Source organism: Catellatospora sichuanensis, from assembly GCF_007483665.1.
GTDB classification, from domain to species: Bacteria; Actinomycetota; Actinomycetes; order Mycobacteriales; family Micromonosporaceae; genus Catellatospora; species Catellatospora sichuanensis.
In genome coordinates, this window is the sequence record NZ_VIQO01000043.1 from 15,832 (window position 1) to 31,186 (window position 15,355).

At 72.0% G+C, this 15,355-nt stretch carries 14 protein-coding genes and 1 riboswitch; of the genes, 9 read left to right on the forward strand and 5 right to left on the reverse strand.

Going from position 1 to position 15,355, the window contains the following annotated elements; translation table 11 throughout:
* Positions 1–26: 26 nt before the first annotated feature.
* A complete protein-coding gene (locus FLL47_RS39285) occupies positions 27–1,244 on the forward strand; it encodes an APC family permease (RefSeq protein ID WP_144127842.1) in 1,218 nt (405 codons plus the stop codon).
* Between the two features lie 2 nt (positions 1,245–1,246).
* Here FLL47_RS39285 and FLL47_RS39290 read toward each other — a convergent pair whose 3' ends face one another.
* From FLL47_RS39290 to FLL47_RS39310, 5 genes are all read right to left on the reverse strand, one after another.
* The gene (locus tag FLL47_RS39290; protein WP_144127769.1) at positions 1,247–2,320 is read right to left on the reverse strand and encodes a 1-aminocyclopropane-1-carboxylate deaminase/D-cysteine desulfhydrase; all 1,074 of its coding nucleotides are present in this window, start codon (positions 2,318–2,320) and stop codon (positions 1,247–1,249) included.
* Between the two features lie 32 nt (positions 2,321–2,352).
* Positions 2,353–3,198 (reverse strand): class II fructose-bisphosphate aldolase, encoded by an 846-nt coding sequence (locus tag FLL47_RS39295; RefSeq protein WP_144127770.1) that lies wholly within the window; start codon positions 3,196–3,198, stop codon positions 2,353–2,355.
* Positions 3,198–4,289 carry an N-acetylglucosamine-6-phosphate deacetylase gene (gene nagA / locus FLL47_RS39300; protein WP_144127771.1) on the reverse strand — a complete coding sequence of 364 codons (1,092 nt, stop codon included), beginning with the start codon at positions 4,287–4,289 and terminating at the stop codon, positions 3,198–3,200. Before nagA ends, FLL47_RS39295 begins: the two co-directional genes overlap by 1 nt.
* A 64-nt stretch (positions 4,290–4,353) precedes the next feature.
* Entirely contained in the window at positions 4,354–5,286 is a 933-nt protein-coding gene (locus FLL47_RS39305; RefSeq protein WP_144127772.1) for an ROK family protein, read from the reverse strand.
* Positions 5,283–6,158: an SIS domain-containing protein gene (locus tag FLL47_RS39310; protein ID WP_144127773.1), complete on the reverse strand. Its 876-nt coding sequence runs from the start codon at positions 6,156–6,158 to the stop codon at positions 5,283–5,285. Before FLL47_RS39310 ends, FLL47_RS39305 begins: the two co-directional genes overlap by 4 nt.
* 187 nt (positions 6,159–6,345) lie before the next feature.
* Here FLL47_RS39310 and FLL47_RS39315 point away from each other — a divergent pair, with 187 nt between their 5' ends.
* From FLL47_RS39315 to FLL47_RS39350, 8 genes are all read left to right on the forward strand, one after another.
* Positions 6,346–7,131 (forward strand): DeoR/GlpR family DNA-binding transcription regulator, encoded by a 786-nt coding sequence (locus FLL47_RS39315; protein ID WP_144127774.1) that lies wholly within the window; start codon positions 6,346–6,348, stop codon positions 7,129–7,131.
* 204 nt (positions 7,132–7,335) lie between these two features.
* Entirely contained in the window at positions 7,336–8,328 is a 993-nt protein-coding gene (locus FLL47_RS39320) for an ABC transporter ATP-binding protein (RefSeq protein ID WP_144127775.1), read from the forward strand.
* Positions 8,329–8,392: 64 nt separating this feature from the next.
* Positions 8,393–9,379 carry an ABC transporter permease subunit gene (locus FLL47_RS39325; protein ID WP_144127776.1) on the forward strand — a complete coding sequence of 329 codons (987 nt, stop codon included), beginning with the start codon at positions 8,393–8,395 and terminating at the stop codon, positions 9,377–9,379.
* A 154-nt stretch (positions 9,380–9,533) separates the two neighbouring features.
* Positions 9,534–9,935, forward strand: coding sequence for a DUF3263 domain-containing protein (locus FLL47_RS39330; RefSeq protein ID WP_144127777.1), 402 nt, complete (start codon positions 9,534–9,536; stop codon positions 9,933–9,935).
* A 98-nt stretch (positions 9,936–10,033) separates the two neighbouring features.
* Positions 10,034–12,865, forward strand: a complete 2,832-nt coding sequence (locus FLL47_RS39335) for an alpha/beta fold hydrolase (RefSeq protein ID WP_144127778.1) — start codon at positions 10,034–10,036, stop codon at positions 12,863–12,865.
* A gap of 64 nt (positions 12,866–12,929) precedes the next feature.
* Positions 12,930–13,823 carry an ABC transporter permease gene (locus FLL47_RS39340; protein WP_144127779.1) on the forward strand — a complete coding sequence of 298 codons (894 nt, stop codon included), beginning with the start codon at positions 12,930–12,932 and terminating at the stop codon, positions 13,821–13,823.
* 187 nt (positions 13,824–14,010) lie between these two features.
* Positions 14,011–14,304: a hypothetical protein gene (locus FLL47_RS39345; RefSeq protein ID WP_144127780.1), complete on the forward strand. Its 294-nt coding sequence runs from the start codon at positions 14,011–14,013 to the stop codon at positions 14,302–14,304.
* A complete protein-coding gene (locus FLL47_RS39350; RefSeq protein WP_144127781.1) occupies positions 14,294–15,043 on the forward strand; it encodes a hypothetical protein in 750 nt (249 codons plus the stop codon). Before FLL47_RS39345 ends, FLL47_RS39350 begins: the two co-directional genes overlap by 11 nt.
* Before the next feature lie 197 nt (positions 15,044–15,240).
* Positions 15,241–15,354: riboswitch (SAM riboswitch) on the forward strand.
* Position 15,355: the final 1 nt, after the last annotated feature.

The following is a 15,355-nucleotide window of genomic DNA, read 5'->3' on the forward strand; positions in this document are numbered from 1 at the left end:
GGGGGGCGGGCTAGCCTGCGGGCGTGATCTCGACGTTGGCGCGGCGGCTGGGGTTCGGTGACGCCGTCGTCATCGGGCTGGGGGCGATGCTCGGCGCCGGTGTGTTCGTCGTGTGGGGGCCGGCGGCGGCCGCCGCGGGCACCGGCGGTGCCTTGCTGGTGGCGCTGCTGATCGCGGCGGTGGTGGCGGCCTGCAACGCGACGGGATCGGCTCGGCTGGCGGCCCGGTATCCGGAGTCGGGCGGCACCTACGTGTACGGGCGCGAGCAGCTCGGGGCGTTCACCGGGTTCCTGGCGGGGTGGGCGTTCGTCATCGGCAAGACGGCCAGCTGCGCGGCGATGGCGCTGACGATCGGGTATTACCTGTGGCCCGCGTACGCCCGCCCGGTTGCGGTCGGCGCGGTCGTGGTGCTGACCCTGATCAACATTCGAGGGGTCACCAAGACTGCCGTCGCCACTCGAATCCTGGTGGCGATCACGCTGCTCGTGCTGGTCACGGCGGTGGCGGTCGGGTTCTGGGGCGGCGGGGCGCCGGAGGCCGGGTCGGCCGGTCCGGCGGGGCCGTTCAGCGCGGCGGGGCTGCTGTTCTTCGCGTTCGCCGGGTACGCCCGGATTGCCACGCTCGGCGAGGAGGTCCGCGACCCGGCCCGCACCATCCCGCGGGCGGTACCGGTGGCGCTGGGTGTGGTGCTGGCCGTCTATCTCGCCGTCGCACTGGTCTGCCTGTCCGTGCTCGGTATGCCCGCGCTGGCCAGGTCCACCGCGCCGCTGGCCGACGTGGTGGCCGCGGCCGGAGCGCCCGGGCTGGTCCCGGTCGTGCGGATCGGTGCGGGCGTCGCGGTGTGCGGGGTGCTGCTCAGCCTGCTGGCCGGCGTGGGCCGGACGATCCTGGCCATGGCCCGGCACAGCGACCTGCCCAAACGCCTGTCCGCGGTGCACGCCAGGTATGCGACCCCGTGGCTGGCGGAGCTGGCCGTCGCCGCGGTGGTCATCGCGGTGGTGCTGGCCGCGGACGTGCGCGGCGCGATCGGCTTCTCCAGCGTCGCGGTGCTGACCTACTACGCGATCACCAATGCGGCCGCGTGGACGCTCGGCGGCCCGAAGCACCTGCGCGCGGTGGCGGCGCTCGGGCTGATCGGCTGCATCGTGCTGGCGATGACCCTGCCCGAGCCGACCGTGCTGGCCGGGGCGGGCATGCTCGCCGTCGGCGTGCTCGCCTACGTCGTCAGCCGCCGCAAGGGCTGACTTCAGAGGGCCAGCGCCGCCCGCAGTCCCGCGTTCACCGCGGCCATCGTGTACGGCCCGAGCGCGCCCGCGGGCGTCGGGCAGTTCGTCGATGCACCACCATGTGGTGCGTCAAACGATGCGGAGCCGGTGATGACCGCGGCGAGGCGGGTGCCCGGCGCGAAGGTGCCCTGATCGGCCAGGTCGTAGAGGGCGGCGAGCAGCTTCCCGGTGTAGATCGGATCCAGGGCGAGGCCGTGGCGGCGGTGGAAGTCGGCGACGAACGCGTCGAGCTGCGGGGTCCGCTTGGCGTATCCGCCGAAGTGGTGGTCCAGGTCGATCCGCCAGTTGTCCGTCGGCGCGCCGAACGCCTGGCGCTGCAGCTCGGTCACCTCGTCGGTCAGGAAACCCGCGCCCTTGAGCACGGCGACCCCGAGCGCGCGACGGTCCCCGGTCAGGCCGCCGGCGATGCCGGCCAGGGTGCCGCCGGTGCCGACCGGGCAGCAGAGCACGTCGTACTCGGCGTCGATCTCGGCGGGCAGTTCGGCGCAGCCGCGCACCGCGAGCGCGTTGCTGCCGCCCTCCGGGATCACGTAGCAGTCGCCCCAGACCTGCTTCAGCTCGGCGAGTACGGCATCGGTGTGCTTGCGGCGGTAGGTGTCGCGGTCGAGATAGGCCAGGGTCATGCCCTGCGCGACGGCGTACGCCAGGGACGGGTTGAGCGGCAGGTGCTCCTCACCCCGCACGATGCCCACGGTCCGGAACCCGTGCCGGCGTCCCGCGGCCGCGACCGCCCGTAGGTGGTTCGAGTACGCCCCGCCGAACGTGAGCAGCGTCCCGAACCCCTGCTCCCGCGCCGCGACCAGGTTGTACTTCAGCTTGCGGCGTTTGTTGCCGGGCAGCTCCGGATCCACGAGGTCGTCGCGAATCAGCAGGAGTGTCACCCCGGCCCGGTCGAGTCGCCCGTCACGCAGTTCGGAGACGGGCGGTGCCTCGTCGCGATCCCGCGCGGACCGCCGCCGAGCCGTCCGCGTGCCGTGACCGGCCTCGGGCGAGGCCGCGTACACGGTGGGCGGCAAGCGGTCGGGGTGCGTCATGCCCTCAGTCCACGCGAGATCGTCGAGTCGGTCTAGAGCAGGGTCAGGAAGTGTTGGACCGTGGCGGACATGGCGTCGCGGGCCGGGCGCAGGTACTTGCGCGGGTCCACGAGCTTGGGGTCGGCGGCGAGGATCTCGCGGACCGCGCCGGTGGCGGCGATGTTGAGAGCGGTGCCGATGTTGATTTTGACGAGACCGCCGGTGACGGCGCGGCGCAGCTCGGCGTCGCCGACGCCGGAGGAGCCGTGCAGGACCAGGGGGACCGGGACGGCCCAGCGTAGGGCGGCGATCAGGTCATGGTCGAGGGCGGCGTCGCGGCTGGTCATCGCGTGGGAGGAGCCGACCGCGACGGCGAGCGCGTCCACCCCGGTCTCGGCGACGTACGCGGCCGCCTCGGCCGGGTCGGTGCGCGCCCCCGGGGCATGAGCGCCCAGCGGCGGTGCGCCGTCCTTGCCGCCGACGGTGCCCAGTTCGCTCTCCAGCCACAGCCCGTGCTCGTGGCAGAACTCCGCCGCTGCCCTGGTCGCGGCCACGTTCTCCGCGTACGGCAGGGTCGAGGCGTCGAACATGACCGACGAGAAGCCGTGCTCGGGCGCCTGGTGCAGCAGCGCGACCGACTCCACGTGGTCCAGGTGCAGCGCCACGTCGACCGAGGCCAGCTCGGCGACGGCACGGGCGGCGGCGGTGATCGGGCCGAGCCGGCCGCCGTGGAACTTCACCGCGTTCTCGCTGATCTGCAGGATGACCGGGCGGCCCGCCGCGGCCGCCCCGGCGGTGATCGCCTCGGCGTGCTCCAGGGTGATGACGTTGAACGCGGCGACGCCGGTCCCGGCGGCGGCCGCCTCGGCGACCAGCTTTCCGGTGGAAACCAGGGCCATCAGATCCACTCTCCCGACTTCATGACGCGGACGACACGCAGCTCGGCGTCCAGCTCGACCAGGTCCGCGCGCAGGCCGGGGCGCAGCGCGCCGAGCTCGTCGGCCAGGCCGATCGCGCGGGCGGGCGTGGTCGCGGCCATCGCCGCCACGTCCGTGATGGACAGACCCGCGCCGAGTGCCCGGCGCACCGCTGCGTCCATGGTCAGGGTGCTGCCGGCGATGCTGCCGTTGGCCAGCCGGGCCACCCGGTCGGCGACGGTGACGGTCAGGCCGCCCAGGTCGTACTCCCCGTCGGGCATACCCGCCGCGGTCATCGCGTCGGTGATCAGCGCGGACCGCGCGCTGCCCGCGCTGTGCGCGGCGAACGCCAGGGTGCCGTCGTGCAGGTGCACGCCGTCGGCGACCAGTTCGCAGATGACGGTGGGGGAGTCCAGCAGTGCCACGATCGGGCCCGGCTCGCGATGGTGCACCGGGCGCATGCCGTTGAACAGGTGCGTGCCGACCGTCGCGCCCGCGTCGACCGCGGCCATGACCTCGGCGTACGACCCGTCGGTGTGCCCGACGGCGGCCACCACGCCATGCTCGGCCAGTAGCCGGATCGCGTTCAGCGCGCCCGTCCGCTCCGGCGCGATGGTGACCATTCTCAGCGAGCCGTCGGCGATCTTGATGATCTCGGTCAGCTCGTCGAGCGACGGGTCGCGCAGGAACTCGGGGTTCTGCGCGCCGCAGCGCGCGTGCGACAGGTACGGCCCCTCGAAGTGCACGCCGGCCAGCACGCCCTCGGTGACCAGCGGCGCGTACGCCAGCACCGCGTCGCGCATCAGCTCGAACGGCGACGACACCAGGCTCGCCAGCATCGTGGTCGTGCCGTGGCGCAGGTGGAACGCGGCCGCCTCGCGGGCCGCCGCCGCGTCGCCGGTGGTGAAGGTGAAGCCGCCGCCACCGTGATTGTGGATGTCCACGAAGCCGGGCAGGATCCACCGGTCCGCAGTCACGGTGCCGGGCCCGACGGACGCGATGCGGTCGCCGTCCAGGTGCACCGAACCCTCGACGACGCCGTCAGGGGTGACGATCCGTCCGCTGACGATCATGCCATCTCCTCGCTCCGCTCGTCGGCGGCATCACCGAGCCTGCTGATTCGCTCGCGATGCTCGCTCATGCCATCTCCTCGATCAGGTCCAGGGCGATGAGGGCCGCGCCGAGGCAGCCGGACTCGTCGCCCAGTTCGGCGCGCACGATCTCCGGTACGCGGTGGAAGGTGACCTTCTTGCCGAGGGAGTCGCGCAGCGGGGCCAGCAGGGTCTCGCCGGACTCGGCCAGGCCGCCGCCGATGACGACCAGTTCCGGGTCGTACAGCGCCTGGCCGGTGAGCAGCCCGTCGGCCAGCGCGTCCACGGTCTCCGCCCATACCTGGTCGGCGTGCGGGTCGGCGCCCAGCCGCCCGGCGACCTGCGCCGCGGTCGCGGGGCTGCCCGCGAGTTCGGCGTAGCGGCGCTCGACCGCGCTGGCCGAGGCCACCGCCTCCAGGCAGCCGCGCAGGCCGCAGCCGCAGAGCGGACCGCCGGGGCGTACCACGATGTGGCCGATCTCCCCGGCGGCGCCGTGTGCACCCGTCATGACCGTGCCGTCGACGACGTGCGCGGCGGCGATCCCGGTGCCGATCGGCACCACCAGCACGTGCTTGCGGCCCCGGCCTGCGCCGAGCCGGGCCTCGGCCAGGCCGCTGGCCCGCACGTCGTGGCCGACCGCGGTGGGCAGGCCGGTGCGCGCGACGACCTCGCCGCGCAGCGGCACATCCCGGAAGCCGATGTTCGAGGAATATGTCGCGATGCCGTTGGCCTCGTCGACGATGCCGGGCACGACCACGCCCGCGCCGACGGGCCGCCAGCCGCGCTCGGCGGCGGTCGCGGCCAGTCCCGCGGCGACGTCGAGGATGGTGCCGAGCACCGCCTGCGGCCCGCGCTCGCGGCCGGTGGTGTGGCGCTCGGTGTGGCGTACCCGGTGGGCGACGTCGACCAGGGCGCACTTCATACCGGTGCCGCCGACGTCGATGGAGACGACGACGTCATCAGGCTGGTGCGGGGTCATGACAGCACTACCGAGCGGGTCAGGTGGCGGGGGGTGTCGGGGTCGAGGCCCTTGTGCTCGGCCAGCGCGACGGCGAAACGCTGCGCCACGATCAGGTGCGCGGCCGGGTCGATCGACGGGTCGTGCACGAAGGTCGCGCCGGTCGCCTCGACGTCCTCGCGCAGGCCGGGCGGGACCTCGCCGAAGGCCCACACCGCGCGGCCGGTGGTGCTGATCGAGATCGGGCCGTGCCGGAAGTCCATCGCCGGGTACGCCTCGGTCCAGAACGTCGCCGCCTCGCGGCACTTCAGCGCCGCCTCCTGGGCGAGGCCGTTGGTCCAGCCCCGGCCCACGAAGGTGACCTGCTCGATGGTCGCCGGGTCGAGCGGCAGCGGCAGTTCGAGGGCGCGCTGCGCGTCGTCGGCGGCCTTGGCCAGGTCCTCGCCGAGCGAGGCACGCAGCAGGGTGAGCGCGCTGGTGGCGAAGCGGGTCTGCACCACGGAGCGCTCGTCGGCCCAGGGCAGCGCGATCACGTCGCGGGCCAGCGTCACGGCCGGGGTGTCCACGTCGCCGACCAGCACGGTGCAACGGTCGCCGGCCTTGCGCAGGATGTCGAGGACCTCGGTGGTGGTGCCGGACCGGGTGATCGCGACGATCCTGTCGTACGGGCGGTCGATGGGGAACTCGCTGCCCGCGAAGGCGTCGGTCTCGCCCTGGCCCGCAGCCTCGCGCAGCGCGGCGTACGCCATGGCCATGAACCAGGAGGTGCCACAGCCGACGACGGCGACGCGCTCGCCGGGGCGGGGCAGCGCCCCGGTCACCTCGGCGGCCTGCGACACGGCTCGTCGCCAGAGGCCGGGCTGGCTGTTGATCTCTTCGGCGACGTAAGTCATGGGCGGGGCCTCCAAGCAGGCGTGCGCGTAACGGCTCGAAAGTACGGGTTTTCGCGCGCTATTCTGCGTGACACCTCGGACGATGGCAACTCAAGAGTCACATACGCGCAGCACATCGCGTTGCATGGGCGGGTTTCGCGCACTAGTGTGCACGCATCCGCTCAAAAAACGCGCAAACGGAGGTTCGGTGGACCGGTACGCACGCTGGAACGCGTTGCTGGAACTGCTCACCGATTCCGGCCGGGTGAGCGTCGAGCAGGCCGCCGAGCGGCTGGACGTCTCCCAGGCCACCATCCGCCGCGACTTCGACCAGCTCGCCCAGCAGCAGATGATCACGCGTACCCGGGGCGGGGCGGTCGCCAGCGGCGTCTCGTACGACCTTCCGCTGCGCTACAAGACCGCCAAGCACTCGGCCGAGAAGCAGCGCATCGGCACGGCCGCGGCCGCGCTGGTGCAGCCCGGCATGGTGGTCGGCCTCAACGGTGGCACGACCACCACCGAGGTGGCCCGAGCCCTGGCCGTGCGCCCCGAACTCAACTCGGTCTCCGAGGGCGCGCAGCTCACCGTCGTCACCAACGCACTCAACATCGCCAACGAACTGCTGGTCCGCTCGCGGATGAAGATCGTGGTGACCGGCGGCGTGGTCCGCCCGCAGTCGTTCGAGCTGGTCGGCCCGCTCGGCGGCGGCATCCTGCGCGAAGTCACCCTCGACCTGGTGCTGCTCGGCGTCAACGCGATCGACGTGACGCTCGGCGCGGCCGCCCACCACGAGGGCGAGGCAGCGATGAACTCGCTGATGGTGGCCCGCGCCAAGCGCGTCGCGATCATCGCGGACTCGTCCAAGCTCGGCAGCCACGCGTTCGCCCGGATCTGCCCCGTCGAGCGCATCGAAACCCTGGTCACCGACTCCAACGCAGACCCCGCCGTGCTCGCCTCCTTCCGCGAAGCCGGCCTCAACGTCATCGTCGCCTGACCCGCCTGCCCTCCCCGCTGCCGCAACTCTTGAAGAGTCGTGCCCTCGGCAGGGTCTTTCGGCCGCGACTTTTCAAGAGTTGCGGCACGTTGGGTGAGGGGTCGGGCACCCGGTGCGGTTGTGAAGAATCCGGGAAGACCAGGGCTGCGTGTCAGGTGCATACGCCGTAGGGTGCGGAAGTCACTGATACCTAGGAGGTCGCCCGTGACCGCTGTCTTGGAGATCCAAGGCCTGCGTAAGACGTACCGAGCCCGGGGTGGTCCCCGTCGGGCGCTGGACGGCTTCGAGATGTATGTGGAGGCCGGACAGGTCCACGGCTTCCTGGGGCCCAACGGCTCCGGCAAGACCACCACCCTGCGTACGCTGCTCGGCCTGATCAAGCCGGACAGCGGCGAGATGCGCATCCTCGGTCACGAACTGCCGCGCCTCCTGCCGGAGGTGGTCGGCAAGGTCGGCGCGATCGTGGAGAGCCCGCAGTTCTTCGGGCACTTCACCGCGCGCGACACACTCTCGCTGCTGGCCGACGCGGGCAACCTGCCGCAGTCGCGCGTCGACTGGGCGCTGGAGCTGGTCGGCCTGCGCGAGCGGGCCAAGGAGCGCGTCAAGACGTACTCGCTCGGTATGAAGCAGCGGCTGGCCGTCGCGTCGGCGCTGCTCAAGCAGCCGAAGCTGCTGATCCTCGACGAGCCCGCCAACGGCCTGGACCCGGGCGGCATCCGCGAGATGCGCGACATGATGGCCACGCTGTCGGCCGGTGGCATGACCGTGGTGCTGTCCAGCCACATCCTCGGCGAGATCCAGCTCATCTGCGACAGCGTCACCATCATCTCGCTGGGCCGCCGGGTGGCGGCGGGCCCGGTCGCCGAGGTGCTGCAGGCGCACTCGTCGGGTCAGCTGCGGGTCGCCCTCGAGACGCCGGCGGATCTCAGTGCCGCCGCCCAGGTGCTCGTCGCCGGTGGGTTCGACCTGCAGGCGCACGAGGACTACCTGATCATGTCCGGGGTGGACAAGCCCGCGCTGGTCGCGCGGCTGCTGGCCGAGCGGCAGCTCTACGTCAGCGAGCTCACGCCGGTGACGGCCGACCTCGAAGACGTGTTCCTGGAGCTGACCGGCACCGCCCCGGTGCCCGGGCAGGTCCGCTCGGTCGATCAGAGCGTGCGGCCGGAGCTCACGCCGCAGAACGGGGTGGGGGCATGAGCGAGCTTCGCGAGCGAATCAGCAGGCTCGGCGCTGCCGCCGACGAGCGTAGCGAGGAGAAGGCATGAGCCTGGTACGTGCTGAGCGGCGGCGTTTCTTCAAGCGCCGGCTGACCCGCTGGGTGTTTCCGATCGGCGTTCTGCTCCTGGTGACGATCGCGTCGATCCTGTTCGCGTTCCACTCCAAGCCGACTCCCGAGGCGCGCGCCAGGGGCGAGGCGACGGCCGAGGCCATGTATCAGGATCAGGTTCGCGAGTACGAGCGGTACAAGCGCGAATGCGGCGACAAGTGCAACGACGGCGGCTGGACCGGACCGCAGCGGTCCGACTTCCGGGCCGAGCACTACATGCCGCCGTCGTTCGACTTCAAAGCGCAGTACGGCGAATTGTTCCTGGTCTGGGCCGCCATCATGGCGATGGTCGCGTTCCTGCTCGGCGCGTCGTTCGTCGGGGCGGAGTGGGCCTCCGGGTCGATGATGAACCTGCTCACCTGGCGGCCGAAACGGATGAAGGTGCTCGGCACCAAGCTGACCGTGATGCTGCTGTCGGTGGCCGGGCTGTCCATCGTGGCGCTGGGCATCTGGACCGGCATCCTGTGGGCGGCCGGTGAGCTGCGCGGCACCACCGAAGGCCTGACACCGGGGGTGTGGCAGTCGTTCGGCCTGTCCGCCCTGCGCGGACTCGGCATGATCCTGCTGTTCGCGGCGCTCGGCTTCGGGCTGGCCTCGATCGGCCGGCACACCGGCCTCGCGCTGGGCGCGGCGCTGGCCGTGGTGATCGTCGGGCAGGTGGGTCTGACCATCCTGTTCCAGATGATCCGGGTGCCGTTCTGGGAGCAGTACCTGGTGCCGATCCACATCTTCGCGTGGATGAACAAAGAGATGAAGCTGGTGGACTACAGCTCACCGGAGATGGTCTGCGACACGGCCGGCAACTGCAACGCGCCGGAGCTGCTGATCACCTGGCAGGACAGCGGTTCCATCGCGCTGGGCCTGGTCGTCGTGGTGCTCGCGGTCGCCTTCTGGCAGATGCGCCGCCGCGACATCAGCTGACCCGCAGAGATTGGCATACGGCCGGGCGGTCGGGGTATCGGACACTCCGACCGCCCGGCCGGTTTTGTGGCACAGCAACCCTGATCACAGGTCTTTCGTTGATCACGACAGCACACCTAGACTCGTGGGGCGTGGCCCATGGGGAGGGGACAAAATGGAGCAGATCAGACAGCGTACGCGAGCCGACGGCAGCGAGCTGGAAGAACTGCCCCTGATCCCGGTTCCCCGGCGCGAGCCGTCCCCGGTCGACCTGGCGCCGCCCGCCGAGCGCGACGACGAGGTCGACTCCGACCTGCCCGCCGCGGTCGTGGTCACCGGGGAAGAGGCGTTGTCCGAGCGCGACCGGCACATCCTCGCCTTCGAGAAGAAGTGGTGGCGGCACGCCGGGGCCAAGGAGCAGGCGATCCGCGACCAGTTCGAGGTCTCCGCGACGCGTTATTACCAGCTGCTGAACGCGCTGCTGGACAACCCGGCCGCGCTGGAGCACGAGCCGGTGCTCGTCGGCCGGCTGCGGCGGCTGCGCGGCAGCCGGGCCCGCACCCGCAGCACGCGTTAGAGCCTGAACGCCGCCCGCACGCCCGCTGAAAGAACTCTCAGCTTGCGTGGGGGTTCTCCCCGATGGGTCCGCGGGTGCGGCGCCGTACTGTGGCGGTCATGCGCGCGCTCCCGGCCCGAGTTCGGGCGAAGATCAACAGGCGGTGGATCGCCGGAGGTGTCGGCGTCGTGCTGCTGGCCGGGCTGGCGGTCTGGGCCGCATGGCCCGCCGACCCCGGCTACCGCACGGTCGACGAGCGGGTGTCGGTGCGTACCGGCCCGCTCGGCGACCAGGAGGTCACCCTCGACACCCGGCTCTACCTGCCCGACGGCGCGTCCGCCGGGAACAGGGTGCCGGCGCTGCTGCTGGCGCACGGGTTCGGCGGCACCAAGGAGAGCGTCGCCACGGACGCCCAGGACCTGGCCGGGCTCGGCTACGCGGTGCTGACCTGGACCGCGCAGGGTTTCGGCGCGAGCACCGGGCAGATCCATCTGAACTCCCCGGACTACGAGGTCCGCGGCGCCCAGCGGCTGCTGGACCACCTCGCCAAGCGCGACGACATCCAGCTCGACGCGTCCGGCGACCCGCGGGTCGGTGTGCTCGGCGGCTCGTACGGCGGCGCGCTGTCGCTGCTGCTCGCGGCACAGGACCAGCGGGTCGACGCGATCGTGCCCATGATCACGTGGAACGACCTCGGCAGATCGCTGTTCGCGCAGTCCGCGGCCACGACCGACGACGGCGTGTTCAAGCAGGCCTGGGCCGGTGTCTTCTTCAGCTCCGGCATGTCCGGCGGGCGTGGCGGCGGTGGCGGTGGCGGCCTGGATTCGCTCGGTCTGAACGGCGCGGGCGGCTCGCCGGGCGACGGCGCGGCCGGTGCGGCGAACCTCAACCCGCAGTGCGGCCGCTGGGCCGAGGACATCTGCCAGACCTACCTGCGCGTGGCGGCCGCCGGACGGCTCGACGCGAACTCGCGCGAGCAACTCGCCCAGCGCAGCCCGGCCACTGTGCTCAACCAGATCAAGGCCCCCACGCTGCTCATTCAGGGCCTGGCCGACTCGCTGTTCCCGCTGACCGAGGCCGACGCCAACGCGCGCGGCATCGCCGCGAACGGCACGCCGGTGCGGGTGGCCTGGTTCAGCGGCGGCCACGACGGCGGCGACGGCCCGCAGTCCGACTCCGACCGGCTGAAGTACCTGACCGCGCAGTGGTTCGACCACTACCTCAAGGGCAACGGCGAGGCTCCCGCGTCCAGCTTTACGTACTCGCGGATCACCGGGCTGGACGCGGTCGACCGCGGCACCATGGCGACCGGATACCAGGTCACCGACTATCCGGGACTGGTCGGGCAGAGCGCCGTGCAGGTGCCGGTGAGCGGCCGTGCGCGTACCGTCGCCAACCCGCCCAACGGCACCCCGGCCGCACTGTCCTCGCTGCCCGGCACGGGTTCGGGCGCGCTGTCGAGCTTCGTCAACGGCGTCGTCAGCGACCTGCCCGGCCAGCACGCGCGCTTCGAGTCGGCGCCGCTGGAGCAGGCGGTCAGCGTGGTCGGCACGCCGAGCGTCCTGATCCGGGCGGCGTCGCCGACGGGTGAGGCGGTGCTCTTCGTCAAGCTGTACGACGTCGATCCGAACGGCTCCGCCGCGCTGAGCATGGGCCTGATCGCGCCGGTGCGCCTGACCGGCCTGCCCACCAGCATCGACCGGGCGCAGCCGGTGCGGGTGACCCTGCCCGGCATCGTGCGCGAGTTCGAGGCCGGACACCGCCTGCGGATCACCGTCGCCACCGCCGACCAGTCCTACCTGGGCCCGTCCGCGCCGGTCGACTACACCGTGGCGGTCGGCGAGACCGACGGCGGCGGCGTGGTCGTCCTGCCCGCGGTGCCTTCGACCCCGATCGCGACCGCCGACGCGCTCTGGCTGTACGTGCTGCTCGGCCTGCTCGGGCTGCTCGCCGTCGGGCTGGCGATCGTGATCGTGGTGGCCCGGCGGCGGCACCGGCGGGTGGACCACTCGGTCTCCGCCGAGCACGCCGAGACGCCGCTGTGGGTGCGCGGCCTGCGCAAGACGTACGGCGACTTCGTGGCCGTGGACAGCATCGACTTCACCGTGGAACGCGGCCAGGTGGTCGGCCTGCTCGGCCCGAACGGCGCAGGCAAGACCACCAGCCTGCGCGTGCTGATGGGGCTTACCCAGGCCACCGCCGGCGAGGTGCTGATCTTCGGGCACCGGCTGGCCCCGGGCGCGCCGGTGCTGTCCCGGATCGGCGCGCTGGTCGAGGGCCCCGGCTTCCTGCCGCACCTGTCCGGCGAGCAGAACCTCGCCGCGTACTGGCGGGCCACCGGGCGGCCGTGGGAGGAGGCCCGGTTCGACGACGCGCTCGCCATCGCGGGCCTCGGCGACGCGGTCAAGCGCAAGGTCAAGAACTACAGCCACGGTATGAAGCAGCGCCTGGCCGTCGCCCAGGCGATGCTCGGCCTGCCGGAACTGCTGGTGCTCGACGAGCCGACGGACGGGCTCGACCCGCCGCAGATCGCCGAGATGCGCCGGGTGCTGCAGCGGTACGCCTCCGACGGCCGGGCCGTGCTGGTCTCCAGCCACCTGCTGGCCGAGGTGGAGCAGACCTGCACCCACGCGGTCGTGGTGCACAAGGGACGCGTCGTGGCCTCCGGGCGGGTCGACGAGATCGTCGGGGACAGCCCGACCACACTGCTCGACGTGACCGACATCGACCTGGCCAGCAAGACCCTCGACCGGATCGAGGGCGTCGCGGGATACGCGGTCGACGGCGAGCGCACGCTCGTGGTGGACCTGGGCGACGTCAGCCGCACCGAGGCGGTGTCCGCGCTGGTGCGGGCCGGGGTCGGCATCGACCGGGTGACGCCGCGGCGTCGCCTGGAGGACGCGTTCCTGGCCCTGGTGGGCGACTCGACGGCGGGAAGTGGTGACCGATGAGCGAGTGCGGCGAGCTGATCAGCAGGCTCGATGATGCCGCCGACGAGCGCGGCGAGGAGAAGGCATGAGCACAGATGTCGTGGAGCTGAAGACCGCGCAGGCCGACGGGGCGGCGGCGGGATACCGCGCGGGCCGCACGCTGACCTACGCCACCGAGTTCGCCCGGCAGTGGCGGCGCAAGCGCACCCAGCTCGCGCTGGGTTTCATGGTGGTGCTGCCGATCATCCTGCTGATCGCGTTCGAGCTGGGCGGCAGCGACGACGACGGCCGATCCGGCCGGGGCCAGTTCTCCCAGCTGTCCGACGCCGCGATCTCCGGTGGGCTGAACTTCGCCATGTTCGCGCTGTTCGTCTCGGCGAGCTTCCTGCTGGTCGTGGTGGTGGCGCTGTTCCACGGTGACACGGTCGCCGCCGAGGCGAGCTGGGGCAGCCTGCGCTACCTGCTCGCGGTGCCGGTGCCGCGGGCGCGCCTGCTCGGCGTCAAGCTGGCGGTCGCGCTGAGCTACTCGGCGCTGGCGGTACTGTCCCTGCTCGGCACCGCGCTGCTGCTGGGCACGCTGCGCTACGGCTGGCATCCGCTGCAGTCCGGCATCGCCGCGGAGATCCCGGCCGGCGAGGGCATGCTGCGCCTGCTGGCCACCGCGGGCTTTCTGGGCATCAACATGCTGGTCGTGGCCGGGCTGGCCTTCCTGCTGTCGGTGCTCACCGACGCCCCGCTCGGCGCGGTCGGCGGTGCGGTCCTGCTCTACATCGTCTCCTCGATCCTGGACCAGATCACCGCCCTCGGCGAGCTGCGCAACTTCCTGCCGACGCACTTCGCCCAGGCCTATCTGGGCCTGCTGACAACGCCGATGCAGTTCGACGACATCATCAAGGGCACCATTTCCGCGGTCTGCTACTTCACCGCGTTCTGCGCCCTGGCCTTCTACCGGTTCTCCCGCAAGGACGTCGTCTCCTGACCCGTCCACCGCGTCTTCTATCGACGGTGGCCTATCACATCGACTCCGATCCTCGAAAAGTCGATGTGATAGGCCACCGTCTATTCGGCTGACTGGTCCGGTGCGGCCCTCGACGGGCGACGGATCCTGACGTGGCGCTTACACGGCGGGCGCGTCGGCCTGACGTGGCGTGGGCAGAGTGCGCCACATGAGACGTGCCATCGCCATGACGGCCCTCGCGGTCGCCCTCGGGGTCGCGCTGACCGGGTGCCGCGGAGGCGGCAACCGTGACGCGTCGCCGCCGGCCGGGCCGGACACCGGGAGCACCGTCGCGACCACCCCCGCGCCCGCGCCGAAGACCCCCGCCCCCGCCGCCCCCGCCGACGCCGCCGCCGCCGTGGTGAGCCAGGCCGACAAGGACCTCGCGGAACTCGACAAGCTGCTGGCGGAACTGGACGGGCAGCTGAAGAAGGCAGAGGAGAGCCCGAACGATGAGGACTGACATGCTGATCCGCCGTGGGCTGCTGTTCGCCGCCACCGCCCTGACCGCCGCCGCGCTCGCCGCCACCGCCGGGGTGCCCGCGCAGGCTGCGGTTCCCGTGGCCGGGGTCGCCGTGCAGGCGGCGGACCAGGCCGCGAACCTGGCCAACGCGAAGAAGCTCGCCACCGTACGCATCGACGGCCGGCTCGCCATGCTGCGCGCCGAGGGCGTGGCGATCCGCAACGCGGCGCGCCTGACCGACGCCCACCAGGCCGCGCTGCAGAAGACCGTCGACGCGGGCATCGCCGGCCTCACCGAGCTGCGCGCCAAGGTCGCGGCCGAGACCACGCTCGAGGCGGTCCGCGCCGGCACCCGCAGCATGGTCGAGGACTACCGGGTGTACCTGCTGGTCCGCCCCCAGGTGCACCTGACGCTGGCGGCCGACGTGGCGGCGGCGGCGCTGACCCGCCTGCGCACCCTGCACGACAAGCTCGCCCAGGCCGTCACGGCGGCCAAGTCCGCCGGCAAGGACCTCGGCGACGCCGAGGCCAAGCTGGCGCACCTGAAGTCGGAGCTGGACGCGATGGAGTCCGCCCTGTCCGGTCTCGCCGACGACCTGCTGGCCGTCCAGCCCGGTCCCGACTCCGCCGCCATCAGGGCCAAGACGGCCGCCGCCCGCGCCGACGTCCGCACCGCCCGCACCCACCTGCGCGCCGCCGCCACCGACGCCAAGGCGCTCCGCGACCTCCTCAAACCCTGACCCGAGGAAAGGAAGGGCACCTTCTAATCGGTATACGTAGAGGAAGGGCACCTTCTTAACCCCGTACGGGCCGCGACGGTCTCCCCGCCGTCGCGGCCCGTGTGTCACCACCGCGACGGATGAGGTCTGCATCTCATCGTCTGGGAACGCTGGAAACGGCGATCTCGATTCTGATTAACTGCAAGGCACAACTGAATACCTCATCCAGAGGAGCTGAGGGACACGGCCCGACGACGCTCCGGCAACCACCATCGATGGCAGGTGCCAACTCCGTCCGGCGGGCCAGATCGGTGACGCCGGGAAGATGAGAGG

Excerpts from the sequence above, each read along its gene's own strand:
- FLL47_RS39325 (WP_144127776.1), top strand. The coding sequence starts at position 8,393 with ATGAGCCTGGTACGTGCTGAGCGGCGGCGTTTCTTCAAGCGCCGGCTG.
- FLL47_RS39340 (WP_144127779.1), top strand. The coding sequence starts at position 12,930 with ATGAGCACAGATGTCGTGGAGCTGAAGACCGCGCAGGCCGACGGGGCG.
- nagA (WP_144127771.1), bottom strand. The coding sequence starts at position 4,289 with ATGATCGTCAGCGGACGGATCGTCACCCCTGACGGCGTCGTCGAGGGT.
- FLL47_RS39290 (WP_144127769.1), bottom strand. The coding sequence starts at position 2,320 with ATGACGCACCCCGACCGCTTGCCGCCCACCGTGTACGCGGCCTCGCCC.
- FLL47_RS39345 (WP_144127780.1), top strand. The coding sequence starts at position 14,011 with ATGAGACGTGCCATCGCCATGACGGCCCTCGCGGTCGCCCTCGGGGTC.
- FLL47_RS39330 (WP_144127777.1), top strand. The coding sequence starts at position 9,534 with ATGGAGCAGATCAGACAGCGTACGCGAGCCGACGGCAGCGAGCTGGAA.
- FLL47_RS39295 (WP_144127770.1), bottom strand. The coding sequence starts at position 3,198 with ATGGCCCTGGTTTCCACCGGAAAGCTGGTCGCCGAGGCGGCCGCCGCC.
- FLL47_RS39350 (WP_144127781.1), top strand. The coding sequence starts at position 14,294 with ATGAGGACTGACATGCTGATCCGCCGTGGGCTGCTGTTCGCCGCCACC.
- FLL47_RS39305 (WP_144127772.1), bottom strand. The coding sequence starts at position 5,286 with ATGACCCCGCACCAGCCTGATGACGTCGTCGTCTCCATCGACGTCGGC.
- FLL47_RS39335 (WP_144127778.1), top strand. The coding sequence starts at position 10,034 with ATGCGCGCGCTCCCGGCCCGAGTTCGGGCGAAGATCAACAGGCGGTGG.
- FLL47_RS39310 (WP_144127773.1), bottom strand. The coding sequence starts at position 6,158 with ATGACTTACGTCGCCGAAGAGATCAACAGCCAGCCCGGCCTCTGGCGA.